Source organism: Streptomyces sp. JH14 (assembly GCF_029428675.1).
GTDB lineage: Bacteria > Actinomycetota > Actinomycetes > Streptomycetales > Streptomycetaceae > Streptomyces.
This window is the reverse complement of sequence record NZ_JAJNEL010000001.1, coordinates 5,903,855-5,930,032: the sequence shown is the minus strand read 5'-3', so window position 1 is coordinate 5,930,032 and position 26,178 is coordinate 5,903,855. Positions and strand designations below refer to the sequence as shown.

Here is a 26,178-nt window from a genome sequence, read left to right as displayed (position 1 = left end):
GGGTACGTACGTTCGCATGACGCCCACCGCCACGTACCGGCTTCAGCTCCAGCCCGACTTCCCGTTCTCGGCCGCCGGGCACACCGTGCCGTACCTCGCCGCGCTCGGCGTCTCCCATCTGCATCTGTCCCCGGTGCTCGAGGCCGTGCCCGGCTCCACGCACGGCTACGACGTCGTCGACCACAGCCGCGTCCGGGCCGAACTCGGCGGTGAGGAGGGGCTGCGGCAGCTGGCGCGCACGGCGCAGCGGCACGGGCTCGGGCTGGTGCTCGACATCGTGCCGAACCACATGGCCGCCGTCCCCCGGCACAATCGCGCACTGTGGGAGACCCTGCGCGAGGGCCCGGGGTCCCCGTACGCCCGCTGGTTCGACATCGACTGGGCGGCGGGCGGCGGCAAGGTGCTGCTGCCGGTGCTCGCCGGCCGGTTCGGCGACGAGAGGGAACGGTTCCGGGTCGACGGCGAGGTGCTGCGCTACGGCGAACAGGAGTTCCCTCTCCGGGCCGGCACCGCCGGTCTGGAGCTGACCGAGCTGCTGGACGCCCAGCACTACCGGCTCGGCTGGTGGCGGCTGGCCCGTACCGAGCTGAACTACCGGCGGTTCTTCACCATCTCCGACCTCATCGGACTGCGGGTGGAGGACCCCGAGGTCTTCGCCGCCACCCACGGCAAGATCCTCGAACTCGTCCGGGACGGTGTCGTCGACGGGCTGCGCATCGACCATCCGGACGGACTCGCCGACCCCGGCTCCTATCTGGAGCGGCTCGGCGAGGCGACCGGCGGGCGGTGGACGGTGGTCGAGAAGATCCTCACCGGCGCCGAGCCGCTGCCCGTGGGCTGGGCCGTCGCCGGGACGACCGGGTACGACGCACTGCACCGTATCGACGGGCTGTTCACCGATCCGATGGGCGCCGCCGAGCTGCTCGGCCGGTACCGGGAGCACGCGAACCCGGCCGGGGACCGCGGCGGGTACTGGACCGCGACGGTCCGCCGGGCCGCGTACCGGGTGGTCACACATGAGCTGGCCGCCGAGACCGAGCACCTGACCCGTCTCGCCGCGCGGATCTGCGACGCGGACCCCGCGCTGCGCGACCACGCCCCGTGGGCGCTGCACACCGCCGTGCGCGAACTGCTCGTCCGGGTCCCGGTCTACCGCCCGTACGTCGCTGCGGGCGGGCCCTGCACGGCAGCTGCGGAGGCGACGCTGCCGGACACGGCCGTACGGGACGCCAGGGCGATGTTCTCCGTGCCGGAGGAGGCGGCGGCCGTCGACGTGGTGCGTGATCTGGCGCTCGGGCGGCTCGGTGGCGGGCCGGACCGGGCGGCGTTCTGCGCCCGGTTCGCGCAGACCGCCTCCGCGCTGCGGGCCAAGTCGGTCGAGGACACGGCGTACTACCGGTACGTGCCACTGATCTCGGCGACCGAAGTCGGCGGTGACCCCGGGCTCCCGGCGGTGACCCCCGAGGAGTTCCACGCGTTCTGTGCCCGGATGGCGCGCGACTGGCCCGCCACCGGCACGGCGCTGACCACGCATGACACCAAGCGCAGTGGCGACGTACGGGCCCGGGTCGCGGTGCTCTCGCAGTGCCCGGAGCAGTGGTCGGAGCTGCTGACGGAGCTGGGCCGGGCGACGCCGACGGCGGCGCCCGATCCGCAGCTGGCCTGGCAGGCCTGGCAGACGGCGTTCGGCTGCGCGTGGCTGCCGGCCGCGGAGATCGCCGGGCGGCTCGAACCGGCGCTGCTCAAGGCGGTGCGGGAGGCGGGTCTGTTCACCAGCTGGACCGAGCCCGATCCGGTGTACGAGCGTGCGGTGACGGACTTCGTCGCGGCGGGTCCGGCCGCCGACACGGGTCCGGCGCGGGCGGCGCTGGAACGGTTCGCCGCCGCGCTGGAGACGTTCGCGCAGGACAACATCATGGGAGCGGCGCTGGTGCAGCTGACGATGCCCGGGGTGCCGGACCTGTATCAGGGGACGGAGCGGGAGTACATCGCCCTGGTCGACCCGGACAACCGCAGGCCGTTCCAGCGTCCTCCCGAGGACGGCCCCGTGGGCGAGAAGGCCTCGCTCACGGGAGAGGCGCTGCGGCTGCGGCGCGAGCGGCCGGAGCTCTTCGGCGAGTCGGGGACGTACATCCCGCTGGCCGCACAGGGGCCGGCGGCCGCGCACTGTCTGGCCTTCTGCCGTTCCGGCGAGGTGGTCACGGCGGTGACCAGGCTGTCGTTGCGGCTGGCCGAGTCGGGCGGCTGGCGCGGGACGGAGCTGGTCCTGCCGGACGACGGGCCGTGGACCGATCTGCTCACACCGGGCCGGGAGTACGGCGGGGGCCCGGTCGACGTGGCCGAGCTGTTCGCCGAGCGGCCGGTGGCGCTGCTCAGCCGGGTCGTACGAGAAGGGTCCGCGGGCCACGGGTGAGCAGGCCGGCGCGAGGCGGCCGGTCCGAGCGGTACCGGCCGGCCGCATGGGGCGGCGGTCGAGCACCGGGAGGGACCGGGGCGGGGGATCCGGGAGGTTCCGGGGCGTGGGTACGGGTATGCCGTCGGGCGCGTCGGCCTGCGTCCGTACCCCCCTGGCCCGGGTGCGCCGCTGTACGGCGCGGAGGAACGCAGGAGACCACCGCGGCGGACCCGTCACCGGGCAGGTGCACCCGTTCGGGTGAAGGGACCCGCCGTCGCCCGCACGGTCCCCCTCCGCTCCGCACGGGAGAACACCGCAGGCTCCCGTCAGCAGACCGGGGTACCTGGCTTCACGCCGAACGCCGGGGCTCCTCGGGCGGTTTGGGTGCGGGAGCGGACAGCCGGAAGACGATGCGGCCGAAGCTCACCTGGTCCCCGTCGCGCACCGACACCGCACCGGTCACCCGCTGCCCGTTCACGCACGTGCCGTTGGTGGAGCCGAGGTCGCGCAGAATCCATCGGCCGTCCCGCACGGTGAGTTCGGCATGCATCCGCGAGACCGTCTCATGGGTGAGCCGCAGCCCGTTCGCCGGATCGCGACCGATGAGCACGGGGTACGGGCTGGGCGCGGGCAGCAGCAGCTTCGGCAGCCGCTCCGCCTGCCAGGCCCTGCGCACCCGGGCGGGGAAGCCGGACGCCGCGCCCACCGCCCGGAACAGCCCACGTGTCCACCGGCTTTCGGCCCGCAGGTCAGCGGTGAGTGCCGCCAGCTCCTCCGGCCGGTGCGCGGACAGGGCCAGTTCCATCCGCCGCATGAACGTGTCGTGGGACAGCTTTCCCTGCGCCGCTCCCTCTCTGAGCACACCGAGAACACGGTCGCGCTGAGCATCGGAGACCCGCGCGGGATACGTGTGGAACTCGAAGGACGACGTCACAGGAACGATTGTCGGGCCGACCGCCCCGGGGTGTCCAGAACAAGCCCGTTTTCCGCCCGCCTGACCTGCGCGGAACGCCCGTGCCGCCCGTCGGGGGCGGTGGCCGGGAGACGTTGTCGCCGGCCGCCGCCGCGCACGCGGACCCGCATGGAGCGGCCGCGGCCACGGGTGGGCCGTCCGGGGCACCATGAAGCAGCCGTGGCGGGGAGCACTGATCAGAGCAGGGGCGGTTCGCAGGGTCCGGACGTCTTCTGGCAGCGGATGACGTCGCGGTACCAGGCGTACGACGCCTTGGGCGTCCGGCGCAGCGTCTCGTAGTCGATGTGCACGAGACCGAAGCGCTTGCTGGCGCCCTCGGTCCATTCGACGTTGTCGGTCAGCGACCAGGTGAAGTAGCCTCGGACGTCGACGCCCTCGTCGATCGCGGTGCGCAGCGCGCTCAAGTGGCTTTCGAGGAAGGCGATTCTGCGGGTGTCGGCGACGGCCTCGTCGACGGCGCAGCCGTTCTCGGTGATGTAGACGGGCGGCAGCCGGTCGCCGTAGCGGGCCCGCAGCAGAGCCAGGGTTTCACGCAGCCCGTCGGGGACGACGGGCCAGCCGAAGTCGGTCTTCTCGTATCCCTCCATCTCCCTGATCGCGAAGGGGAGTTCGGCGGGCATCGCGAAGCCGGAGAACGTCTCGGGGGCGTCCGCCCCGGGAGCACCGACGAGGATGGGGTTGTAGTAGTTGACCCCGTACCAGTCGAGCGGCGCGGAGATGGTCCCGAGGTCGTCCTCGACCGGTCCCGGCATCAGCGCGGCGATGTTCTCGTCGGGGTAGCGGCCGGTGAGGATCGGGTCGGCGAACATCCAGTTGGTGAGGGTGTCGTACAGCTCGGCACCGAACCGGTCCTCGTCCGTGTCCCCGGCGGTCCAGACGGGGGCGTGCGAGACGGCGACGCCGATGTTCGCGGCGCCGGCCGCCCGCAGCGCGCGGACGCCCAGGCCGTGGGCGAGGAGCTGGTGGTGGGCGGCGGGCAGCGCGTCGAACAGGAGGGTGCGGCCCGGGGCGTGAGCGCCCAACGCGTAGCCGAGCATGGTTACTTCGGCCGGTTCGTTGATGGTGATCCACATGGGGACCCGGTCGGCGAGCCGCTCGGCGACGATGCCCGCGTACTCGGCGAACCGGTGGGCGGTGTCCCGGTTCAGCCAGCCGCCGGCCTCGTCGAGCGGCAGCGGGGTGTCCCAGTGGTAAAGGGTGGGCGCCGGGGTGATGCCGTGGGCGCAGAGCTCGTCGACGAGCCGGTCGTAGAAGTCCAGCCCTGCCGGGTTGACGGGTCCGCTGCCGCCGGGCACCACGCGCGGCCAGCTGACGGAGAACCGGAAGGCGTCGGCGCCGAGGCCCGCCAGCAGGGCGACGTCCTCACGGTAGTGCTCGTGAAATCCGGTGCCGCGGGTGGTGTCGGTGCCATCCTTGATCCGTCCCGGCCGGGCGGCGAAGGCGTCCCAGCCGGAGGGGCCCTTGCCGTCGGCGTCGGCCGCCCCCTCGGTCTGGAAGGCGGAGGCGGAGGCGCCCCAGAGGAATCCCGGCGGGAACGTCGGCACGGTCATCTCGGCCTCCAGCAGCCGTACGTATGAGCAGAACCTGGCAGGGCAATGATCAGAACCTGACCTTATTGGCTGATAGTGGGCTCGATCCAGTGTCATGGGCCGGCGATCGCACCATCTGCCGACCATGGGGCCGGAACGACGAGACGAGGAGCGAGGCATGCTGTTCCAGGTATGGGCGCCCGAGGCGGACTCGGTGGGCCTGAGGCTGGCGGGGGCGTTGCGGCCGATGGAGCGTGACGGGGCACGAGCGGGCTGGTGGACGGCCGAGGCGGAGGCCGCGCACGGCGACCGGTACGGCTTCGTCCTCGACGGCGGCCCCGTGCTCCCCGACCCTCGCTCGCGCCGCCAGCCCGACGGCCCCGACGGGGAGAGCGCCGTCGTCGACCAGGAGGCATACACCTGGCGCAGCGGGTGGGCGGGGCGCGGACTGCAGGGTGCCGTCCTGTACGAGCTGCACATCGGCACGTACACCCGGGAGGGCACCTTCGACGCCGCCGCGGCACGCCTGACACACCTCGCCGAGCTGGGCGTCACCCATGTGTCGCTGATGCCCGTCTGCCCGTTCCCGGGCGTCCACGGGTGGGGGTACGAAGGGGTGTCGCTGTGGGCCGTGCACGAACCGTACGGCGGCCCGGACGGACTGAAGCGCTTTGTCGACACGGCGCACGGGCTCGGCCTCGCGGTGGTCCTCGACGTGGTCCACAACCACCTGGGCCCGTCCGGCAACCACCTCCCGGCGTTCGGCCCGTACTTCACCGAGACCCACCACACACCGTGGGGCGCCGCGGTCAACCTCGACGCCGCCGGCTCGGACGAGGTCCGCGGGTATCTGCTCGGCAGTGCGCTCGGCTGGCTGCGCGACTACCGGCTCGACGGGCTGCGGCTCGACGCCGTCCACGCCCTCGCCGACACCCGGGCCCTCACCTTCCTGGAGGAACTGTCCACGGCGGTCGACGCCCTCTCCGCGGAGCTCGGCCGCCCCCTGCCCCTGATCGCCGAGTCCGACCTCTGCGACCCGCGCACGACGACGCCGCGCGCGGCGGGCGGAATCGGTCTGCACGCCCAGTGGAACGACGACTTCCACCACGCCCTGCACACCGCCCTGACCGGCGAGGCCCAGGGCTACTACGCCGACTTCGCCGCCGCCCCGATGGCCGCCCTCGCCAAGACCGTGACGAGCGTCTTCTTCCACGACGGCACGTACTCCAGTTTCCGCGGCCGCACGCACGGCCGCCCCGTCGACACCGTCCGCACCCCGGCCACCCGCTTCGTCGGCTTTGCGCAGACCCACGACCAGATCGGCAACCGGGCACTCGGCGACCGGCTCTCCGCCACACTCTCCCCCGGTCTGCTGGGCTGCGCGGCGGCGCTGGTGCTGACCGGCCCGTTCACCCCGATGCTCTTCATGGGCGAGGAGTGGGGTGCCCGCACCCCCTGGCAGTTCTTCACCGACCACACCGATCCTGCGCTCGCCGAGGCCGTACGCAACGGCAGGCGGCGGGAGTTCGCCGCGCACGGCTGGGCGGCGGACGACATCCCGGACCCGCAGGACCCGGCCACCCGCGACCGCTCGTGCCTGGACTGGACCGAACCGGACCGCGAGCCGCATGCCCGCCTCCACGCCTGGTACCGCGAACTGATCGCACTGCGCCGCGCCCTGCCCGACCTGTCGGATCCGGATCTGGCGTCGGTGAGGACCGCCCTCGACGAAGAGGGGCGCTGGCTGGTGTTCCGCAGGGGCGATCTGCGGGTCGCGGTCAATCTCCACGAGAAGCCGGCCACGATCCCGCTCGGCGGCGGGCGGAACCGGACGGGCATGGGCAGGGTGCTGGCCGCCTGGGCGCCGGTGGCGGCACCGGACGCGGACGGGCTGCTGCATCTGCCGCCGGAGTCGTGCGTGGTGCTCGCCGACGACTGACCGGGGGCGCGGCTGCACGCCGGCCGGTGACACCGCGGAACGCTTGCCCTCGTGTGCACTTCACCTCGTACGGTCGGTGTCATGAAGCAGCGATTTCTCGGCGGAACCGGCCTTCAGGTCAGCGAACTATGCCTGGGCACCATGACATTCACCAGGACGGGCGACGAGGCGGTCACCCACCGCGTTCTCGACACGTTCACCGAGGCGGGCGGCACCTTCATCGACACGGCGGACATGTACGACCGCGGCGGCTCGGAGGAGGTGCTCGGCCGCTGGCTCAAGGGGCGCAACCGCGACGATCTCGTCATCGCCACCAAGGTGTGGGGCCGGATGGGCGACGGCGCGAACGACGGCGGGCTCAGCCGCAAGCACATCCTCGCGGCCGTCGAGGCCAGTCTGCGCCGGCTGAACACGGAGTACATCGACCTGTACCAGACCCATCTGTGGGACGCGACGACGCCGATCGAGGAGACCCTCGCCACGCTCGACACCCTGGTCAAGGCCGGCAAGGTCCGCTATCTCGGCGCGAGCAACCTCGCCCCCTCCCAGCTCCAGAAGTCCCTGGAGCTGGCACGCCGGCGCGACTGGACGCCGTATGTGTGCCTCCAGCCGCTCTACAACCTGCTGCACCGTGAAGTGGAGTGGGAACTGGCCCCGTTGAGCATCCAGGAGGGTGTGGGGATCATCCCGTGGTCCCCGCTGGACGGCGGCTGGCTGTCCGGCAAGTACCGGCGAGGCATGACCGAGGCGCCCGCCGGCTCCCGCGTCGCCACCCAGCAGGCGAGCGGGAGCGACGACTGGCAGCGCAGGGACAACGAGGAGACCTGGGCCGTCGTGGACGCCGTCCTGGCCGTCGCCGAGGAGGCCGACCGCACACCCGCCCAGGTCGCGCTGCGCTGGCTGCTCGAGCAGCCGGGAGTCACCGCCCCCATCATCGGGGCCCGTACCGTCGAGCAGCTGACCGACAATCTCGGAGCAGTGGGCTGGGAACTGACGGACGACCAGACGGCGCGGCTGGATGCGGCCGGCGCCCGCCCGCTGCCGTATCCGTACGCGATCCTGCAGCGCCTCAGCGACCGCGGCGGCGCCTGACCTACTCCACGATCGCCAGCTCGCGCCCCGTGGTGTTCAGCCGCCGCCCGCCGTCCTCCGTGACGGTCACGATGTCCTCGATGCGGACGCCGAACCGGCCGGGCAGATAGATCCCGGGCTCCACGGAGAAGCACATCCCGGGCACCAGCGGCTGCTCCTCGCCCTCGATCATGTAAGGGGGCTCGTGAGTGGTGACGCCGATGCCGTGGCCGGTGCGGTGGATGAACCGCTCGCCGTAGCCGAACTCGGTGATGACCGCGCGGGCCGCCCGGTCGATCTCCTGGCAGGCGACCCCGGGCCGGACGGCCCGGCAGCCGGCCTCCTGCGCCTCCCGCACGATGTCGTGCACCCGCTGCTCCTCGGCGGTGGGTTCGCCGACGTGGACGGTGCGGGAGGTGTCGGAGCCGTACCCGTGCTTGAGGCCGCCGAAGTCGAGCACCACCATGTCTCCGTGCTCGATGGTGCGGTCGCCCGCCTCGTGGTGCGGGTTGGCGCCGTTCGGCCCGGAGCCGACGACGGTGAAGTCGACCTGCGAGTGCCCGAACTGCTTCAGCAGCGCGGCCAGATCGGCGGCGATGTCGGTCTCCCTGCGGCCCGAGAAGCGGACCTTCAGGATCTCCTCGTACGTGGCGTCGGCGGCGGCCCCCGCCGCGGCGAGCCGCTCCAGTTCGGCGGCGTCCTTGACCGCCCGCAGCATCGGCAGGGCGGTGGTGAGGGAGACGTACGAGGTGCCGGGGAGGAACTGCTGGAGCCCCAGCAGATGCATCGCCCAGGCGTTGTCGCTGATCCCGAACCGGCCGCCCACGTCGAGCAGCGGGGCGGTCACGGCGTACGGGTCCTTGCCGTCGGTCCAGTCGCGCAGGGTCAGCGCCGGGGCCCCGACGGCCCGCTCGGCGTCCGGCGCCTCCAGGGTGGGCACGACGAGGACGGGGTCCTGGCCGGCCTTGAGGACGAGGAGCGTGAGGCGTTCGGTGTTCCCGGGCTGGTAGCCGGTGAGGTGGACGAGGTCCGGGCCGGGTGCGACGAGCACGCCCGCGAGCCCTGCTTCGGCGGCGGACTCGGCGGCCCGCGCCATCCTCGCCCGGTAGTCGTCGGCGGTGAACGGCACGGGCGGGTGGGGGCTGGTCATGCGTGACCTCCTGGCGATGCGATACGGCAGACAGCATCCTGCCCGGCGGCGGGGGCGGGCGCGAGTGCGGTCAGGGCGCGGGGCGCAGCCGTACGAGCAGGTCGGCGCGGTCGCGGCCACGGTCGACGAGCCGGGCGTTGGCTTCGTCGGACCCGGCGACCCAGCGCTCGGCGTACGGCCGGGGTTTGCCGAACCTCACATGGCGGTCGACGAGTCTGCGTACCCGTACCGCGGGGTCGAGATCCAGGAACCACACTTCGTCGAGCAGCCCGCGCACCGGCGCCCAGGGACCGTCGTCGTGCAGGAGGTAATTGCCTTCGGTGACGACGAGCGGGACGTGCGCCGGTACGGGAACGGCCCCGGCGATCGGTTCCTCCAGGGCCCGGTCGAACGCGGGGGCGTAGACGGGCCCCGGTTCCCCGGGCGCGCGCAGGCGTCGGAGCAGCGCCGCGTACCCGGCGGCGTCGAACGTGTCGGGGGCACCCTTGCGGCCGGCGCGGCCGAGCCGGTCCAGTTCGGCCTGGGCGAGGTGGAAGCCGTCCATGGGGACGAGGACGGCGAGCCCGGCGAGCGCGTCGACCACCTGGGCGGCGAGCGTGGACTTCCCGGCGCCGGGCGGCCCGGCGATGCCGAGGATGCGGCGATGTCCGGGGCGGGCGAGGCGGCGGGCGCGGGCCGACAGTTCGCCGACATCACTCGTGTGCATGCGGGCATTGTCCCGCCACCTGCGGCACCCTCGGTAGTGTTACGTATAACCAAATGCCGTACACGCGAGGAACCGCCATGTCACACATCGCCCTGGTCACCCTGGTCGTCCGCGACTACGACGAGGCCCTCACCTTCTACACGGACGCCCTGGGCTTCGAACTCGTCGAAGACACCGACCGCGGGGACGGCTCCCGCTGGGTCGTCGTCCGGCCGCGCGGCGCGGCGCAGGGGACGGGGCTGCTGCTGGCCCGCGCCAAGGACGAGGAGCAGCGGGCCTCCGTCGGCACGCAGACCGGGGGCCGGGTCGGCTTCTTCCTGCACACCGAGGACTTCACGGCCGACCACGCACGGATGCTGGCAGCCGGGGTGCACTTCCTGGAGGAGCCGCGCCACGAACCGTACGGCTCGGTAGCGGTCTTCGAGGACCTCTACGGCAACCGCTGGGACCTGCTCCAGCCCGCGTGAGCCGCCCCGCACGCACGCACTCCGACCGCCGTACAGGGAAGTATCGCTTTCCGGCGCTCAGGTGCGAGGCCTGGCCGCCGGTCCGGGCAGGACGCTCACCTCGGCCGGGGTGAGCGGGGCGTGCTCGCCGGAGCACTCGACCACGACGTGCACAGGGGCGCCGCAATCGCTGTGCCGGATGTCCAGGACCGGGCCCTCGGGGTCGGCGACGTAGGTCTCGCCCCACTGCCTGAGCGCCACGAGAACGGGCCACAGGTCCCGGCCCTTGCGGGTCAGGCGATATTCGTTCCGGGTCCGGTTGCCCTGCTCCCGGTACGGGACGGTCTGCAGGACCCCGGCCGCGACCAGTTTGCGGAGCCGGTCGGCCAGGACCGCCTCCGAGAGCCCCACATGGCGGCGGAAGTCGTCGAAGCGGCGCACTCCGTTGAAGGCGTCGCGCAGGATCAGCAGCGTCCACTTCTCGCCGACCACGTCGAGCGTGCGCTGGATCGTGCAGTTCTCCGTGCTCATTTCCAGCCACTTCATCCCGTCATGGTAGCCCCCCTGGCTACGATATTGACAGTCAGCTGCACCAAGGGCTAGCTTTACGAGAAGAAGTCAGCCGAGGAGGATCAGCCGCATGGGACGCTCACGTAGCTACGAATGGGAAGATCCGGCGCTCTCGGCGGCCGCCGTCGGACAGGGCACGGGTCTGGAATTCCTACGCGAGATCGCCGCCGGGCGGCTGCCCGGCCCTCCGGTCGCCGCCACCCTTGACTTCACCCTCGACGAGGTCGAGCACGGACGGGCGGTGTTCTCCCTGGTTCCGGGCGAGGAGCACTACAACCCCATCGGCAGCGTGCACGGCGGGGTCTACGCCACGCTGCTGGACTCGGCCGCCGGATGCGCGGTCCAGTCCACCCTGCCGCCGGGCATGGGGTACACCTCGCTCGACCTGACCGTGAAGTTCCTGCGCCCGATCACCGTCGACACCGGCAGGATCCGCAGCGTCGGCACGGTCATCAGCAGCGGCCGCCGCACCGCCCTCGCAGAGGCCCGGCTCCTCGACGAGGCGGACCGCCCCCTCGCTCACGCCACCAGTACATGCATGCTGTTTCCGCTGCCGACCGCCTGACCCTCTGACGGCTCCCGAAGGCCGTCGACCGTGCCCTGGGTGGCACGGCGGGGCCTCGGGAGAAGCACGGGAAGCGGCAGGCCGCCAGGCCGACGGCGCGTGCCGCCGTGTTTCGGGCGCCTCCGGCCATGGAGTACCGGGTCCGCCGGGGGCAAACCTCCCTCACCCCACCGGCAACCGCACGGCCGCCCCCCGCAAGGCCTCGAGCACCGGCCTGATCAGCGGGTGCCCCTCGGCCCCGTGCCGGACCGCGGCGAACACCCGCCGGGTCGGCGCGTTACCCTCCACCGGCCGTACCACCACCCCTGCGAGGTCCATCCCCCGCAGCGCCCACCTCGGCACCAGTGCCACCCCGGCGCCCGCCCCGGCGAGTGCCACGACCGCGCGGAAGTCGTCCGAGGAGTGCTCGAGTCTGGGCTGGAAGCCGGCGAACTCGCAGGAGAGGACGACCACGTCGTGGCACGGATTGCCGGGGTACTGGCCGATCCACGGGTCCTTCTCCAGGTCCGCGATCGCCACCTGCTCCTGGCCGGCCAGCCGGTGCCCCACCGACAGCACCGCGTCGAACGGCTCCGAGTACAGCGGCACCCGGGTCAGCCGCCGGTCGTCCTCGTCGGGCGCGCCCCGGTATTCGACGGCGACCACCACATCGACCTGCCGGTCGAGCACCATCGGCACGCTCGCGTCGCCCTCCGCGTCCTGGACCCGCACCCGGATGCCGGGGGCGGTCACCGCCAGCTCGGCGATCGCGGGGGCGAGCACGAGCCCGATGCCCGTGGCGAACGCGGCGACCGTGACCGTACCGGCGTCCCCCGCGCTGTACGCGGCGAGCTCCGCCTCGGCCCGTTCCAGCTGGGCGAGGACCGCGTTGGTGTGGGTCAGCAGGATCTCGCCCGCGGCGGTGAGCCGCACCCCGCGGGCGCTGCGGTCGACCAGCCGGTGGCCCGTCTCCTGTTCCAGCGCGGCGAGCTGCTGGGAGACGGCGGACGGCGTCAGATACAGCGCGGCGGCTGCCGCGGTCACGGTGCGGTGGTCGGCCACCGCACGGAGAATACGCAGCCGCCGTGCATCGATCATGCGGTCCATTGTCCCAGGTCCCGCGGGGCGCACGGGACCTGGACCGCAGCGAGCTGATCCCTGCGTGGGGCTACTCGCCCAGCGCGGCCCGCGCGTCGACGAACGCGTCCACCGCACGGTTCACGTCGTCCGTGGAGTGCGCGGCGGACAGCTGCACGCGGATGCGTGCCGCGCCCTGCGGGACCACCGGGTACGAGAACCCGATCACGTACACACCGCGCTCCAGGAGCAGCTCCGCCATCCGGCCTGCCTTCGCCGCGTCCCCGATCATGACGGGGGCGATGGCGTGGTCGCCGGGCAGGATGTCGAAGCCTTCCTCGGTCATCCGGGTACGGAAGAGCGCGGTGTTGGCGTTGAGCCGCTCGCGCAGGTCTCCGGCGGACTCCAGCAGGTCGATGACCTTCAGCGAGGCCGCCGCGATGACCGGGGCGAGCGAGTTGGAGAAGAGGTACGGGCGCGACCGCTGGCGCAGCAGCGCGACGATCTCGGCGCGGGCCGCGACGTAGCCGCCGGACGCGCCGCCGAGCGCCTTGCCGAGCGTTCCGGTGATGATGTCGACGCGGTCCATGACGTCGTGGAGCTGGGGGGTGCCGCGGCCGCCGGGGCCGACGAAGCCGACGGCGTGCGAGTCGTCGACCATGACCATGGCGTCGTACCGGTCGGCAAGGTCGCAGATCTCGCGCAGCGGGGCGACGTAGCCGTCCATGGAGAACACACCGTCGGTGACGATCAGCCGGCGCCGGGCTCCGGACGCCTCCTTGAGCTGCTTCTCCAGGTCGTCCATGTCGCGGTTGGCGTAGCGGAACCGCTTGGCCTTGGACAGGCGGATGCCGTCGATGATGGACGCGTGGTTGAGGGCGTCGGAGATGACCGCGTCCTCCGGACCGAGCACGGTCTCGAAGACGCCGCCGTTGGCGTCGAAGCAGGAGGAGTAGAGGATCGTGTCCTCCTGGCCGAGGAACGACGAGAGCCGCTGCTCCAGCTCCTTGTGGACCTCCTGCGTGCCGCAGATGAACCGCACCGAGGCCATCCCGTAGCCCCAGCGGTCCAGCGCCTCGTGGGCGGCGGCGATCACGTCGGGGTGGTCGGCGAGGCCCAGGTAGTTGTTGGCGCAGAAGTTGAGCACCTCACCGGGGCGGCCGCCGGAGGTGACGGCGACGGTCGCGGACTGCGGGGTGCCGATCACGCGCTCGGGCTTGTGGAGCCCGGCGGCCTCGATCTCTTCGAGGGTGGTGCGCATGTCGTCGCGTACGGAGTCGAACATAGGGGGTCTCTCCCGGCTCGATAGCTGGATACGGGTGGTCAGACGGTCCAGTCGAGAATGACCTTGCCGCCGCGTCCGCTCGCCGCGTCGTCGAAGGCCGCCTCGAAGTCGCGGTAGCCGTACCGTCCGGTGATCACCGGGGCGAGGTCGAGGCCGCCCTCCAGCAGCACGGACATGGCGTACCAGGTCTCGTACATCTCGCGGCCGTAGATCCCCTTGATCGTGATCATCGAGGTGACGATGCGGGACCAGTCGACGGCGAACTCCTCGGACGGCAGTCCGAGCATCGCGATCCGCCCACCGTGTGTCATGTTCGCAATCATGTCGCGCATGGCCTCGGGGCGGCCGGACATCTCCAGGCCGATGTCGAAGCCCTCGCGCAGGCCGAGCTTCTGCTGCCCGTCCGCGATGGTGTGCTCGCCGACGTTGAGGGCGAGGCTGACGCCGACCTTGCGGGCCAGGTCGAGCCGTGCCTCGCTGACGTCGGTGATCATGACGTTGCGGGCACCCGCGTGCTTGGCGACGGCCGCCGCCATGATGCCGATCGGTCCGGCGCCGGTGATCAGGACGTCCTCGCCGACGAGCGGGAACGACAGCGCGGTGTGCACGGCGTTGCCGAACGGGTCGAAGATCGCGGCGATGTCGAGGTCGACGGGGACGCGGTGCACCCACACGTTGGAGGCGGGAAGCGCGACGTACTCGGCGAACGCCCCGTCCCTGCCGACGCCGAGTCCGAGGGTGGAGCGGCACAGGTGACGGCGGCCGGCCAGGCAGTTGCGGCACTTTCCGCAGACCAGGTGGCCCTCGCCGCTGACCAGGTCACCGACGGTGATGTCGACCACGTCGGCACCGATCGCGGCGACCTCGCCGACGAACTCGTGGCCGAGGACGAGCGGCGTCTTCACGGCCTGCTGGGCCCAGCCGTCGTAGTTGCGGATGTGCAGGTCGGTGCCGCAGATACCGGTACGGAGCACCTTGATCAGCACGTCCGAGGGGCCGATCTCCGGCTCGGGAACGTCCATCAGCCAGAGTCCGGGCTCGGCCTTCTGCTTCACGAGTGCCTTCACGGCTGCGGCTCCCTGTACCTGGTACGTGGTGAATACCCCGGGCCGGGGGCATGCCTGAGGCAGCCTGCGGCCCGGGGAAGAACGAGAGGGACGACATGCATGGGCGGCGCGCACGGTGACCGGCTGCCGCGCACCATCCTCTGCCGTCACGGAGAAATCTGCCGTACCCCGCGCCCCAGGTCCATCGAGGATTTCTTAAGCGCAGCCGCAGCTCCGCTTCATGCCCGCGCTGCGCGGAGGGGCCGGCCGCCTCATCCACCCGGCCCGCGATCAGTCGCCGGTCGCCTGCGGTGGTTGTCGCGGTCCGGCACCTCGTCGGGTGCGAGGACGCGGTCGTCTCCCGGGTACGGCTTGGCCCATCCGGTGGACGCGTACCAGGTGAGCCGGTTCCCCTCGTCCTCGCGCGGGTGCGAGCCGCCCGTGGTCCTCGTCCGGATGGCACTCCACGCCTCCCACTGCCCTGCGTCCATCGGGGCCCAGCACGCCGGACGGCAACCGTGCGTCGTTCACCCGGCTGCAGGTGCCGAGCGGGGCGGCACGCTGGTTGTGGGGCAGCACAATGCCCCGTGCTGATCGAGCGTCATACTCGTCTCCGCTGGGGCGCTGCGTCGGAGGAGGGCGATGAAGGTGGGTGGCGATGCCGACGACACGGTTGCGGAGCTGTTCGGGCTTGACGCACTGATCCTTGCCCAGCCACGGCGTCCGATACTGCGCAGTCATCACGGGCCGAAGATGCATCTTTCCGCCGCGGACGGCACGGTGCTCGGCCACCTCCACGAACGTGGCACGTACGCGTACCGCATGCAGGACCTGGGAGGCCGGCCGCTGCTGCACATCCGCCTGATCTCGGGAGCCGCGTTCGGACGGCCACTCTTCCACCTGGCCGACGGCCGGGACCGCCCGATCGGCGAGGTCCAATCGCGCGGTCGCATGCTTCGCGCCGGACTGCTGCAAGTACGCACCGAGGGCGGGACGTTGCATCTGACCCGCAACGCCCTGGCCGGCAGAGTGTGGCTTGTGCAGGACGACGCGCACGACCGGCTCGGGCGCGTGACGGCCTCGACGGTCCGGTCGTTCGACGGTCTCCAGCAGTACGCGGTGGAGCTGGACCGGAGAGCCGGCGCCGAGCAGAGGCGGTCGATCGTCGCGGCGGTGGTGTGTCTTCAGGTGGTGCGGCGCTGGGTCGGTGGCTCCGAAGCCAGCCCTTAGTGCCGCGACCGGCAACGTTTGCGACGGGGCAAAGCTTGCCGGGAGGGGCACGAGATCGATCGCGTGTGAAGTCCCTCGGTGATCGCCGGGCGGCGCACGGGGTGAGCGTCCGCCGGAGAGAAGGCGCGTGCGGCGGCACAGGCCCGGGGTGGGCCCGTACCGCCGCATCGTGGTGGCGGCGTGTCAGGCGACGGCGTCGAGGTCCTCCTGTGGGTTACGCACGGAGCGCGGCAGGGTCAGTACCGCCAGGAAGCCGAAGACCGCGACCACCGCGAAGAAGTAGAAGCCCCACGGGTGGCCGATCCCGGCGGTGACCAGGGCGCCGGTGATCGTCGGGCCGACGATCGAGCCGATACGGCCGATACCCGAGGCGGAACCGAGCGCAGTGCCGCGGATGCCGGCCGGATAGAAGTTCGTCACGTAGGCATAGACCAGCACTTGGGCCGAGAAGACGAACACGCCGGTGAAGAAGATGACGACGTTGAGCAGGATGTCACTGTCCATTCTGACGCTCAGGCACGCCAGCATGGCCACCGCGGCCCCGAACCAGGCGAGGGTGGTGCCCTTGATGCCCCGCCGGTCGGCGACGAATCCGCCGACGACCAGACCGGCCACACCGCCGACATTGAGCACGAGGAGCTGGGTGACGGCCGCGGGAACGGGGTAGCCGGCGTCGTTCATGAGCTTCGGCAGCCAGGTGTTGAGGCCGTAGACCAGCAGCAGCCCCATGAAGGACGCCACCCAGATCCCGATGCCCGCGCGCAGGTACGCCGGCTTCAGCAGCTCGGTGAACGGGACGCGCTGCTCGGCCTTCTCCTTGGCCAGGACGAACGCCTCGGACTCCGGGAGGCGGAACCACTGGATGACGGCGACGCCGATGCCGGCGACGCCGAGTATGTAGAAGAGGACGTCCCAGTTGTCGGTCACCTGCAGCGCCAGCAGCGAGGTGATCACGGCGCCGGTGTGGTAGCCGGTCATCGTCAGGGTGCTGGCCCGCGCCCTGCGGTCGACCGGCATGTGCTCGGACATCATCGTGAGCGACACCGGCATGCAGGCGCCGAGGCCGAAGCCTGCGATGAGACGGAGCGTGGCGAACATCCCGACGGATCCGGCCAGCGGCACCAGGATGGTGAACACCGAGAACAGCACCACCGAGCCGATGAGCAGGCGGCGTCGCCCCAGCCGGTCGGCCAGGGGGCCGACGGAGACCGCGCCGATGGCGACACCGACGAGCGAGAGCGTCGCGATCATGGTTGCGTCGCCCGCGGTCATGCCGAGGTGATGGGTCTTGAGCAGGGTCGGGATGATCGCGCCGAGGACCACGAGGTCGTAGCCCTCGAGCATGACCGTGATCCAGCACAGGATCACGGTCCATGCGTTGCCTCTGCCGGCTCGTGCCGGCGCTGCGGACGAAATGATGGATGTCATGAAGATTCCCCTCAGCGAAGTCGGGAGACGTCAGAACGGGTAGTCGGCGATGTCCGGGCGAACGGTGACCCACTGGCCTTCGGTGAAGGCCTCGATGTTCGCGGCGGCACCACCGAACCGGGAACCCGTACCCGATGCCTTGACCCCGCCGAAGGGTGCGTTGGGCTCGTCGCTGACGGTCTGTTCGTTGATGTGGACCTTGCCGGAGTCGATCCGGTCGGCGAGCTTCATCGCTGTGCCGACGTCCCCGAGGATGCCGACGGACAGCCCGTATTCGCAGTCGTTGACGATACGGGCGGCGTCCTCGATGTCCGAGAAGCCCATGACGGGCGCGACGGGGCCGAAGATCTCCTCACGCCAGGCCGGCATGTCGGTCGTCAGACCTGTCAGTACGGTGGCGAGGTAGCCGGTTCCGGCGATCTCGCCACCCGCGGCAACGGTCGCACCCGCTGCCACGCTCCCCGTGACGATGCCGTGTATCCGCTCCAGCTGCCCGCGGTCGATGATCGGCCCGAGCGCCACGTCCTCGCGAGCGGGGTCGCCCACCGGGAGTGCCTTGGCCTTCGCGGCGAGCGCGGCGGTGTACTCCTCCAGCAGCGACTCGTGCACGATGTGGCGGCCGGTCGTCATGCAGATCTGCCCCTGGTGCAGGTACGAACCGAACGCACCGGCCGAGGCCGCCTTGTCCACGTCGGCACCGGGCAGCACCACAAGTGCATTGTTGCCGCCCAGTTCGAGGTGGGCCCGCTTGAGGAGGCGTCCGGCCTGCTCACCGATGGCACGGCCGACCGGTGTGGAGCCGGTGAAGGAGACGACCCTGACCTCGGGGGCCTCGACGACGGCCCGACCGACCGAGGCATCGCCCGGCAGCAGGTGCAGTACGCCGGCGGGCAGCCCGGCCTCCTCGAAGACGCGCGCGATGACGACCCCGCCGCTCACCGCGGTGCGCGGGTCCGGCTTGAGAAGCACCGCGTTCCCCAGAGCGAGTGCGGGGGCGACCGAGCGCAGGCCCAGGATCAGCGGGAAGTTGAACGGGGCGATGACACTCACGACGCCGGCCGGGCGGCGCCGGGCGAACGACCAGCGGGCGTCCTCGGAGGTGAGCACCTCTCCCTGCGGGTGGGTCGGCAGCCCTGCGCACTCGAAGCACTCGCCCACGGCGAGCTCCACCTCGAAACCCGCCTTGGCCCGCACCGAGCCGGCCTCACGCACCAGCCATTCCTCGATCTCGGCGGAGTACTCACTGATGATCTGGCCCGCACGACGCAGGACGGCCGCACGCTGTTGCGGCGCGGTCGCCGCCCACTCGCGCTGTGCCTGTGCGGCGCGGCTTGCGGCGCTGCGCACATCGTCGGCCGTGGCCAGACCGACCACACCGAGCTGCGCCCCGGTGGCCGGTTCGCGCACCGGGTACCCGGAAGAGGACTCCTTCCAGCCCTCGCTGAAGAACCTCCTGGTCCAGACGTCATTGTCCAGAACTGTCATGCTTCTGCCTTCCTTCTTACGAGAGGGGGATGAGCACGTTCGCTATGCGGGGGTGGTGAGGGTCGTGTCCACCTGGATGAGCCGGGGCCCGTCGGGACGCTCGGCGAGGACGGCGCGCAGTTCCTCGGCACCGCTGACATGACGGGCGTGGACGCCGTAGCCCTCCGCGATGCGGGTGAAGTCGAGACCCGGAATGTCCAGGCCGGGAGCGTCCGGTACTCCGAGCAGGTCGCCGAACCACCGCAGTGCGCCGTACGTCCCGTTGCGCAGCAGCACGATGGTCAGGGGGACCTTGTGCTGGGCGGCGGTCCACAGCGCGGTGATGCCGTAGTTGGCCGAGCCGTCGCCGATGACGCCGACGACCGGGCGCCCGGGCTGGGCCATCGCGACCCCGACCGCACCGGGCAGTCCGAAGCCGAGCCCGCCGGCAGCCGGGAAGTAGTAGGAGCCCGACCGGCGAAGATCCATCTGGCGCCACCACGAGGAGTTCGTCGAGGTCGACTCGACCACGTACGCGGTGTCCTCGGGCTGCTCGTCCCGCAGGGCGGCGAACACCTCCTCGGGGTGCAGGTCCGTCCCCTCGGCGGTGAGCGGATCGGGCACGGGCCTGTATGCGGCCGTGGGAGTCGCCGGGGCGTCGAGCGCCTTCAGCAACAGGTCGATGACGGCAGCGGTACCGGCGACCAGCGCCTCCCCCATGGGCGCCCGCGCGGCGGCCGACGCGTCGTCCGTCACCTGGATCAGCCGGGTTCCTTCGGGCAGATAACGGCCGGGAAGGTACTCGTGGTAGCGGAACACCGGCGCTCCGAGCACGAGCACGAGGTCGTGACCCTCGAAGGCCTTTGAGATGGGTGCGATTCCGGCGGGCAGCACACCTCGGAACAGCGGGTGCCGGTTGGGGAAGGGCAGCCGGAAGAGCGACGGGGCCGCCCACACCGGCCCGCCCAGGCGTTCGGCCAGCCGGACGGCGTCGTCGAGGAGACCGGCGGAATCGATGTCGCCGCCCAGGACGAGAGCCGGGCGGCGGGCGGCGGTGACCTGCTCGACAAGTCGGCGGCCCTGCTCCTCACTCGGCGTCGAGGCGCGTCGGACCTGCCGGTCGAGCAGCGCGCGACTGTTGTCGTCGGCGTCGGCGGCCCAGTCGTCGTAGGGGACGGAGAGGTAGGTCGGGCGCCGCTGCAGCTCAGCCTCGAAGACCGCCTGCGCGAGCGCGCGCGGCACGTCCTGGGCACACGCCGGTTCCGCCGCCCAGCCTACGAGGGGTTTCATCAGCGCCGGGGCGTCGACGCTGGACAGATTGGCCTCCGGGCCGATCGCGGGCCGCACCTGCTGGCCCGCGACGACCACGAGCGGGGTCCGGGAGGCGACCGCATTGGTCAGTGCGCCCATCGCGTTGCCGGAGCCGGAGGCAGCATGCAGGTTGACGAGGACCGGGCGGCCGGTCGCCTGCGCGTATCCGTCGGCCATGCCGACGACGGCGCCCTCGTGCAGGCCCAGGACGTAGCGGAACTCCTCGGGGAGACCGGTGAGGAAGGGCAGCTCGTTGGAACCCGGGTTGCCGAAGACCGTGGTGAGGCCCTGACGTTGCAGGAGTTCATGGGAGATGCGGCGCACGGAGGGCACGGACGTTCCTTTCCGAAAGTGACGTCCGACACGCTAGGGAGAGCCCCGACATGAGCACCAATAGATGTTTCCGCGCTGCCATATAGATTCCATCTATATGAAGGACTTCGATCTCAACCTCGCCCGCGTCTTCGTGCTGCTCTACGAGACCGGCAGCGTCACGGCGGCGGCCGACACGCTCCATGTCACCCAGCCCACCGTCAGCTACAGCCTGGGCAAACTCCGCCGGCACTTCGGCGACGAGCTGTTCCGCCGCACCGGTCGCGGGCTGGCTCCGACGGCGGACGCGCGCCGTCTGTACGAGCCGCTACGACGCGCTCTCGCGGAGATCGACGGCGCGGCGCGCCAGGCCGAGGACTTCGATCCGGGAAGCATGTCCGGCCGCTTCACCCTGGCCCTGACCGACCTCGGCGAGGCGACACTCCTCCCCCGGCTCCTGGCGGCGGCACGCACACGCGCGCCAGGGGTGTCCTTCACCATCCGGCCCCTCGACGTGGACGAGGCCGAGGGCCAGTTGCGCCGCGGAGACCTGGACGCCTTCGTGGCCACACCGGTGCTGTTCCCGCAGCAGATCGTGCGGATTCCGCTCTTCCGTGAGCGCTACGTCGGCATGGTCGCCGCCGACCACCCCCGCGTCCGGGGCGACTCGGTCACCCTCACCGACCTCGCGGCGGAGCAACACGCCACGGTGTTCGGACCCAGCGGACACATCACGCCGAGGGCGGTGCTGGCGTCGCACGGGCTCCTGGACCAAGTGGCCCTGGAGGTGACCCGGCTCTCCATCCTTCCGTACGTCCTGGAGCAGACGGACCTGATCGCCATAGTCCCCGAGTACGTCGGGGAGGTCTTCACCGCTTCCCACCAAGTACGCCTGGTACGACTGCCGTTCGAGACCGAGCCGATCGAAGTGGCCCTCTACGCCCGGCACGAGTCCTCGCGCAGCCCCGCGCAACGGTGGCTGGTCCGATTCATGTCCGAAGTCCTCGGCGAGCAGGTGAGTTCGGCCCAGCTGCCACCGTGGAGCAGCGGCCGGCAGCCGACGGGGCGCCGCGAGCCTGCCTGACCAGGACTGCAGGACACGGGCTCTGTCCCATGGCCGGGCCGGCGATACCGACCGGTGCCGGGACAGCGAAGGAGAAGACGCCGGCGGCAGGACGCGGGACGGCAGGCTGCAGCTCGCACTGCTCGCGTCGCCCGGACGTGGCCCTGAGGCTCACGACGAGTCGGAGTGCGCTGCCAGGTGTTCCGTGAAGCTGCGGCTGTGCAGGGTTCGCACTGCGCGTTCCGGCTCGTGCAGCGGCGTCGTCGCCTCGGCCACACGGGGCCGGGCCGGATCCTGAACCGTGAAGTGTGCGCGGTAGACCATGACAGCCCGGGGCGATCCTTCCGGAATGCCGTTATTCGGTCCAGGCCGAATCACATCGAGATCGCGGCGTTCGCAGGTGATGCTGAACCCGCAGTCAGCAGGAGTCGACGGCGCACCGGTACCTGAACAGCCATGAGTTGGTCATGCAGTCGATTGACCGACGCACCCCTGGGCCCGGCGCATCGTCGACACACGCACTCCCAAGTGGCGGCAGAGGACGCCCGACAACGTACGTGCTCTTGCCTTTTCACCTCGATCGAGGGGTCGCCTCGCGCAGCGTTCCCATTCCCCGACCAGGGGTAAGCCGCGCAGCGACGCCGCCCTGGTGGAGATCACCGACACGCTCGGCCTCGTCGGCCGATCGCAGGGGCTGCGGCTCGCCGTGCGCCCCGAGCCGGTGTACCTCGAGTCCGCCAAGGATCTGAAACCGAGCCGAAAAACACCATAACGAAATCAGGCCTCACTTTGCGCAACCTGACGATGTGTGACACATCGGCAAAAACGGTTGCCATGCCCATAAAGGATCAGTATGCCTTCCATACCCGCCCGTAGACGGGCGGCGCTGGCCATCGGTGTCGTGCTGGCCGTTTTCACGGCCCAGCAGGCGGTGTCTGCCACCGCAGCACCGGGGGCCGGTGCACCGGACCGGTCATCCGCCAACCCTGCGACACATCAGCCGACCTCACGTACCGTCACCTTGCTGACCGGCGACAAAGTCACCGTCAACACCGCTGCCGACGGCAGGGTCACCCGTTCCGTGCAGGGCGGGGACGGTCAGCTCACCGGCGCCACGACCTACACGGTCGGCAAGGACACCTATGTGTACCCGGACGCCGCCCTTCCGTACATCGCCGCCGAAAAGCTGGACCGCGAGCTCTTCAACGTCACCAAGCTGCTGGCGGACGGTTACGGGGACGAGCAGCGCAGCAGTCTGCCCCTGATCGTCACCTACACCGACGCCGCCGTGCGCGCGCGGACCCAGGCCGTGCCGTCCGGCGCCACCAGGACCCTCGCCCTGAGCAGCATTCAGGGCGCGGCGCTGTCGCAGAAGCGGACCCAGGCAGCCGATTTCTGGTCCTCGCTCACCGGCGGGACCGCGGCGGCCGGCAGTCGCAGCGCCGGCGCCAAGGTCCAGTTGCGCGGCGGGATCGCGAAGGTCTGGCTGGACGGGAAGGTCAAGGCCGACCTGGCCGACACCACCAAGCAGATCGGCGCACCGCAGGTGTGGGAGGGCGGTGACACCGGCCAGGGTGTCGACGTGGCCGTGCTCGACACCGGTGTGGACACCCGGCACCCCGACATCGTCGGTCAGGTGGCCGCGAGCACGAGCTTCGTGCCCGACCAGGACATCGAGGACCACAACGGTCACGGCACCCACGTCGCCTCGACCATCGCCGGCACCGGCGCCGCCTCCGACGGCAAGGAGAAGGGCGTCGCGCCCGGGGCACGCCTGCACATCGGCAAGGTGCTGGACAATGACGGCTCCGGCCAGGAGTCCTGGGTGCTCGCGGGCATGGAGTGGGCCGCCCGCGACCAGCACGCCAAGGTCATCAGCATGAGCCTGGGCGCCGGGCCCAGCGACGGCCACGACCCGATGAGCGAGGCCGTCAACCAGCTCAGCGCCGAGACCGGCGTGCTGTTCACCATCGCGGCCGGCAACGGCGGCTCGCACACCGTCTCGACGCCCAGCGTCGCCGACGCCGCGCTGTCCGTCGGCGCGGTGGACACCTCCGACCAGCTCGCCGAGTTCTCCAGCACCGGCCCGCGCCAGGGCGACGCCGGGCTGAAGCCGGAGCTGACCGCCCCGGGCGTCGACGTCCTGGCGGCCCGCTCGCAGTACGCCGAAGACGGCGAGGGCTACTACCAGACGCTCAGCGGCACCTCGATGGCCACCCCGCACGTCGCAGGCGCCGCCGCGCTGCTCGCCGCGGCCCACCCGGACTGGACCGGGCAGCAGCTCAAGGACGGCCTGGTCAGCACCACCAAGTCGACGCCCCAGTACACCCCGTACGAGGGCGGCAGCGGCCGTCTGGACGTCGCCGCCGCCGTCAAGGGCACCGTGTTCGCCACCGCCAGCGCGTTCGGCGGCTACCGCGGCGCCACGGCGCCGGCCGATGACAAGACCGAGAAGGAGGTGACCTACACCAACACCGGGGACAGTCCGGTCACCCTGGACCTGGCGGTCCAGGCACCCGGCGCAGCCGCCGGCGCGTTCTCGCTGTCCGCACAACAGGTCACCGTCCCCGCGCACGGCAGCAGCAAGGTCACCCTGACCACCGACTTCGACCTGGTGAAGGGCGACACCGTCACCTCGGGGCAGATCCTCGCCACCGACGTCTCCGGCGCGCCGCTGGCCCACACCCTCACCGGCGCCTACAAGATGGGCCCGCGCCACACCCTCACGTTGAACGGAAAGGACCGTGCAGGCCGCCCGATGGGTGGTGAAGTGTGGGTGTTGGGCCAAAACCTCGCGATGCCGCTGATCCTGGATGATTCGGGCACCGGTACGGTCTCCCTGCCCCCCGGCACGTACTACGTGAGCCTGGAGAACGATGTCCGGGGCTCTCACGGGCCGCGCTCCCGGGGCAAGGCCATCCTGGCCGCTCCCGAGGTCGTCCTCGACAAGGACGCCACGGTGACCCTGGACGCCTCCAAGGCCAAGCCGGTCTCCGTCCGGACCCCGCAGCAGACCACCCTCGCCGAGACCCGCATCGACCTCTACCGGGGGTTCGACAACGGAAGCGCGCTGGGCATGACGCGGTGGCCCAACGCCATGTACGACAGCTTCTGGGTCCTGCCCAGCAAGCCGGTCGCCACGGGCACCTACGAATTCGGCGGCAACTGGCGCCTGACCGAGCCGGCCCTGACGGTCGCATCCCGTACGCGCGCCTTCGACGACCTGCGTGTCCAGCACGGACGCACCCCGCTCAGCGAGGGCACCCGCCAGTACAAGGCCGTCTACGCCGGTGAGGGCGGCGCCGCCGCCTACGCCGGGCTCGACGCCGCGGGCAAGGCCGTCGTGGTCCGCCGCAGCGATGCCGTCGGACCTGCCGAGCAGGCCGAGCAGGCCGCCAAGGCCGGCGCGAAGGTGCTGCTCGTCGTCAACGACGGCGACGGACGCCTGGAGCCGTGGGGAGCCAGCCTCGACAACCCGTGGTCCGACGCCGGGAACCCGCCTCCCCTGACCGTGGCTTCGCTGACCGCGGACGAGGGCGACGAGCTGATCACCCAGCTCCAGCAGGGCCGGAGCACGGCGCTCACCGTGACCTCCCACCCCACCACGGACTACCTCTACGACATCAGCCATCACTGGACCGGCATCCCGGCGGACCCGACCTACCAGCCGCAGCGCCGTGACCTCGCGCGGGTGGACGTCTCCTTCCGCAACAACCGGCCCGCGCGGGGCATGGAGTTCCGTTCCGCCGTCTGGCGCGGCGACTACGGATACAACATGCTGCCCACCCCCACCCAGGCCGAGCGCACCGACTGGGTGTCCAGCGACACGGAGTGGGCCGAGTTCGCCCAGGTCAACCAGCAGCTTCAGATCAGCAGCGACGTCCTGAAGCGGTACCCGACCGGTAAGACCTCCCACCTGCAGTACTTCGCACCGGTCCAGCGCCCTCGGTTGGACGGTTCCCACCGACCGTTCCGAGTGGATGACAAGGTATATGCGCAGATCCTGGGCTGGGGTGACTCGGATGCCCGACACGTCGGCACGACATACAACAACGCCGATGTCCAGAACAAGGTGAAGCTCTACCAGGGCGACACCCTGATCAGGGCCTCCGAGACCGACACCCTGGGCAGCTTCCGGTTCCCCCTCGTCCTGGCTCCCGAGAAGTTGCGATACCGCTTGGTGTCGGACAACGCCCGGGGCAACTGGACGAACGACTACTCGACCACCACCAGGACCGAGTGGGGCTTCACCTCCGGGCGGACCGCCGCCGGTACCTTCGACGTCCTGCCGCTGATCCAGCTCGACTACGCGGTCGAGGGCATGAACATCGCCGGCAAGACAGGTCGCCACGCCGGCATCACCGTCACTCCCTCGCACCTCCCGGGCGCCCCCAGCTCCGACACCATCAAAACGGTGAGCGTGGACGTCTCCTACGACGACGGCGCCACGTGGCAGCACGCAGCGCTGACCCACACCGCCCGCGGCTGGAGCACCCAGCTGAACGCCCCCGCCAAGGCGCGGTTCGTGACGCTGCGCACCAGCGCCGGCGACACCGAGGGCAACGGTGTCACCCAGAGCATCACCCGGGCCTTCGGCCTGAAGTGAGTGCCCACCCGGTCAGCCCTCCCTGACCGGCAC

At 71.2% G+C, this 26,178-nt stretch carries 20 protein-coding genes; 9 read left to right on the top strand and 11 right to left on the bottom strand.

Annotated features, from left to right (window positions below; all coding sequences use genetic code 11):
• Positions 1 to 16 precede the first annotated feature (16 nt).
• Entirely contained in the window at positions 17 to 2,413 is a 2,397-nt protein-coding gene (treY, locus tag LRD69_RS26695) for a malto-oligosyltrehalose synthase (protein WP_277329081.1), read from the top strand.
• Positions 2,414 to 2,744: 331 nt separating this feature from the next.
• Here treY and LRD69_RS26690 read toward each other — a convergent pair whose 3' ends face one another.
• Both LRD69_RS26690 and LRD69_RS26685 read right to left on the bottom strand, forming a co-directional pair.
• Positions 2,745 to 3,329 (bottom strand): DUF1707 and FHA domain-containing protein, encoded by a 585-nt coding sequence (locus LRD69_RS26690; protein ID WP_277329080.1) that lies wholly within the window; start codon positions 3,327 to 3,329, stop codon positions 2,745 to 2,747.
• A 215-nt stretch (positions 3,330 to 3,544) separates the two neighbouring features.
• Positions 3,545 to 4,918, bottom strand: coding sequence for a GH1 family beta-glucosidase (locus tag LRD69_RS26685; RefSeq protein ID WP_277329079.1), 1,374 nt, complete (start codon positions 4,916 to 4,918; stop codon positions 3,545 to 3,547).
• Between the two features lie 157 nt (positions 4,919 to 5,075).
• Here LRD69_RS26685 and treZ point away from each other — a divergent pair, with 157 nt between their 5' ends.
• Positions 5,076 to 6,836, top strand: a complete 1,761-nt coding sequence (treZ, locus tag LRD69_RS26680; protein WP_277329078.1) for a malto-oligosyltrehalose trehalohydrolase — start codon at positions 5,076 to 5,078, stop codon at positions 6,834 to 6,836.
• Positions 6,837 to 6,917: 81 nt separating this feature from the next.
• On the top strand, positions 6,918 to 7,928 hold the full coding sequence (locus LRD69_RS26675; protein ID WP_277329077.1) for an aldo/keto reductase: 1,011 nt from the start codon (positions 6,918 to 6,920) through the stop codon (positions 7,926 to 7,928).
• Between the two features lies 1 nt (position 7,929).
• Here the strand turns inward: LRD69_RS26675 and LRD69_RS26670 are convergent, their stop codons facing one another.
• Complete coding sequence (locus tag LRD69_RS26670) at positions 7,930 to 9,057, bottom strand: aminopeptidase P family protein (protein ID WP_277329076.1); 1,128 nt, start codon at positions 9,055 to 9,057, stop codon at positions 7,930 to 7,932.
• A gap of 70 nt (positions 9,058 to 9,127) precedes the next feature.
• The gene (locus LRD69_RS26665) at positions 9,128 to 9,763 is read right to left on the bottom strand and encodes a nucleoside/nucleotide kinase family protein (protein ID WP_277329075.1); all 636 of its coding nucleotides are present in this window, start codon (positions 9,761 to 9,763) and stop codon (positions 9,128 to 9,130) included.
• 77 nt (positions 9,764 to 9,840) lie between these two features.
• Here LRD69_RS26665 and LRD69_RS26660 point away from each other — a divergent pair, with 77 nt between their 5' ends.
• Entirely contained in the window at positions 9,841 to 10,230 is a 390-nt protein-coding gene (locus LRD69_RS26660; RefSeq protein ID WP_277329074.1) for a VOC family protein, read from the top strand.
• Positions 10,231 to 10,287: 57 nt separating this feature from the next.
• Here the strand turns inward: LRD69_RS26660 and LRD69_RS26655 are convergent, their stop codons facing one another.
• Entirely contained in the window at positions 10,288 to 10,755 is a 468-nt protein-coding gene (locus LRD69_RS26655; RefSeq protein WP_277329073.1) for a helix-turn-helix domain-containing protein, read from the bottom strand.
• Positions 10,756 to 10,849: 94 nt separating this feature from the next.
• Between LRD69_RS26655 and LRD69_RS26650 the strand changes: the two genes are divergently transcribed.
• Positions 10,850 to 11,344, top strand: a complete 495-nt coding sequence (locus LRD69_RS26650; protein ID WP_277329072.1) for a PaaI family thioesterase — start codon at positions 10,850 to 10,852, stop codon at positions 11,342 to 11,344.
• Positions 11,345 to 11,506: 162 nt separating this feature from the next.
• Here LRD69_RS26650 and LRD69_RS26645 read toward each other — a convergent pair whose 3' ends face one another.
• From LRD69_RS26645 to tdh, 3 genes are all read right to left on the bottom strand, one after another.
• Positions 11,507 to 12,421 carry a LysR family transcriptional regulator gene (locus tag LRD69_RS26645; protein WP_277329071.1) on the bottom strand — a complete coding sequence of 305 codons (915 nt, stop codon included), beginning with the start codon at positions 12,419 to 12,421 and terminating at the stop codon, positions 11,507 to 11,509.
• Positions 12,422 to 12,491: 70 nt separating this feature from the next.
• Entirely contained in the window at positions 12,492 to 13,685 is a 1,194-nt protein-coding gene (locus LRD69_RS26640; protein ID WP_277329070.1) for a glycine C-acetyltransferase, read from the bottom strand.
• 38 nt (positions 13,686 to 13,723) lie between these two features.
• Entirely contained in the window at positions 13,724 to 14,752 is a 1,029-nt protein-coding gene (gene tdh / locus LRD69_RS26635; RefSeq protein WP_277329069.1) for an L-threonine 3-dehydrogenase, read from the bottom strand.
• Between the two features lie 627 nt (positions 14,753 to 15,379).
• Here tdh and LRD69_RS26630 point away from each other — a divergent pair.
• Positions 15,380 to 15,961, top strand: coding sequence for a hypothetical protein (locus LRD69_RS26630; RefSeq protein ID WP_277329068.1), 582 nt, complete (start codon positions 15,380 to 15,382; stop codon positions 15,959 to 15,961).
• 183 nt (positions 15,962 to 16,144) lie between these two features.
• Here LRD69_RS26630 and LRD69_RS26625 read toward each other — a convergent pair whose 3' ends face one another.
• The 3 genes from LRD69_RS26625 to mdlC are packed head-to-tail and all read right to left on the bottom strand — an operon-like array spanning position 16,145 to position 20,497.
• Complete coding sequence (locus LRD69_RS26625; protein WP_277329067.1) at positions 16,145 to 17,389, bottom strand: aromatic acid/H+ symport family MFS transporter; 1,245 nt, start codon at positions 17,387 to 17,389, stop codon at positions 16,145 to 16,147.
• Positions 17,390 to 17,419: 30 nt separating this feature from the next.
• A complete protein-coding gene (locus LRD69_RS26620) occupies positions 17,420 to 18,874 on the bottom strand; it encodes a benzaldehyde dehydrogenase (RefSeq protein ID WP_277329066.1) in 1,455 nt (484 codons plus the stop codon).
• Positions 18,875 to 18,916: 42 nt separating this feature from the next.
• The gene (gene mdlC, locus LRD69_RS26615; RefSeq protein ID WP_277329065.1) at positions 18,917 to 20,497 is read right to left on the bottom strand and encodes a benzoylformate decarboxylase; all 1,581 of its coding nucleotides are present in this window, start codon (positions 20,495 to 20,497) and stop codon (positions 18,917 to 18,919) included.
• Positions 20,498 to 20,594: 97 nt separating this feature from the next.
• On the opposite strand from mdlC, the gene LRD69_RS26610 reads away from it, so the two are divergent.
• The 3 genes from LRD69_RS26610 to LRD69_RS26600 all read left to right on the top strand — a co-directional run bounded on the left by LRD69_RS26610 (position 20,595) and on the right by LRD69_RS26600 (position 26,145).
• A complete protein-coding gene (locus LRD69_RS26610; protein WP_277329064.1) occupies positions 20,595 to 21,560 on the top strand; it encodes a LysR family transcriptional regulator in 966 nt (321 codons plus the stop codon).
• 628 nt (positions 21,561 to 22,188) lie between these two features.
• Entirely contained in the window at positions 22,189 to 22,311 is a 123-nt protein-coding gene (locus tag LRD69_RS26605) for a hypothetical protein (RefSeq protein WP_277329063.1), read from the top strand.
• Positions 22,312 to 22,392: 81 nt separating this feature from the next.
• Positions 22,393 to 26,145, top strand: coding sequence for a S8 family serine peptidase (locus LRD69_RS26600; RefSeq protein WP_277329062.1), 3,753 nt, complete (start codon positions 22,393 to 22,395; stop codon positions 26,143 to 26,145).
• The last annotated feature ends 33 nt before the right edge of the window (positions 26,146 to 26,178 follow it).

What these genes read in the sequence shown, in the direction of transcription:
- treY (WP_277329081.1), top strand. Translation starts at nt 17, where the DNA reads ATGACGCCCACCGCCACGTACCGGCTTCAGCTCCAGCCCGACTTCCCG.
- LRD69_RS26685 (WP_277329079.1), bottom strand. Translation starts at nt 4,918, where the DNA reads ATGACCGTGCCGACGTTCCCGCCGGGATTCCTCTGGGGCGCCTCCGCC.
- treZ (WP_277329078.1), top strand. Translation starts at nt 5,076, where the DNA reads ATGCTGTTCCAGGTATGGGCGCCCGAGGCGGACTCGGTGGGCCTGAGG.
- LRD69_RS26675 (WP_277329077.1), top strand. Translation starts at nt 6,918, where the DNA reads ATGAAGCAGCGATTTCTCGGCGGAACCGGCCTTCAGGTCAGCGAACTA.
- LRD69_RS26670 (WP_277329076.1), bottom strand. Translation starts at nt 9,057, where the DNA reads ATGACCAGCCCCCACCCGCCCGTGCCGTTCACCGCCGACGACTACCGG.
- LRD69_RS26665 (WP_277329075.1), bottom strand. Translation starts at nt 9,763, where the DNA reads ATGCACACGAGTGATGTCGGCGAACTGTCGGCCCGCGCCCGCCGCCTC.
- LRD69_RS26660 (WP_277329074.1), top strand. Translation starts at nt 9,841, where the DNA reads ATGTCACACATCGCCCTGGTCACCCTGGTCGTCCGCGACTACGACGAG.
- LRD69_RS26655 (WP_277329073.1), bottom strand. Translation starts at nt 10,755, where the DNA reads ATGAAGTGGCTGGAAATGAGCACGGAGAACTGCACGATCCAGCGCACG.
- LRD69_RS26650 (WP_277329072.1), top strand. Translation starts at nt 10,850, where the DNA reads ATGGGACGCTCACGTAGCTACGAATGGGAAGATCCGGCGCTCTCGGCG.
- LRD69_RS26645 (WP_277329071.1), bottom strand. Translation starts at nt 12,421, where the DNA reads ATGATCGATGCACGGCGGCTGCGTATTCTCCGTGCGGTGGCCGACCAC.
- LRD69_RS26640 (WP_277329070.1), bottom strand. Translation starts at nt 13,685, where the DNA reads ATGTTCGACTCCGTACGCGACGACATGCGCACCACCCTCGAAGAGATC.
- LRD69_RS26625 (WP_277329067.1), bottom strand. Translation starts at nt 17,389, where the DNA reads ATGACATCCATCATTTCGTCCGCAGCGCCGGCACGAGCCGGCAGAGGC.
- LRD69_RS26620 (WP_277329066.1), bottom strand. Translation starts at nt 18,874, where the DNA reads ATGACAGTTCTGGACAATGACGTCTGGACCAGGAGGTTCTTCAGCGAG.
- LRD69_RS26610 (WP_277329064.1), top strand. Translation starts at nt 20,595, where the DNA reads ATGAAGGACTTCGATCTCAACCTCGCCCGCGTCTTCGTGCTGCTCTAC.
- LRD69_RS26600 (WP_277329062.1), top strand. Translation starts at nt 22,393, where the DNA reads ATGCCTTCCATACCCGCCCGTAGACGGGCGGCGCTGGCCATCGGTGTC.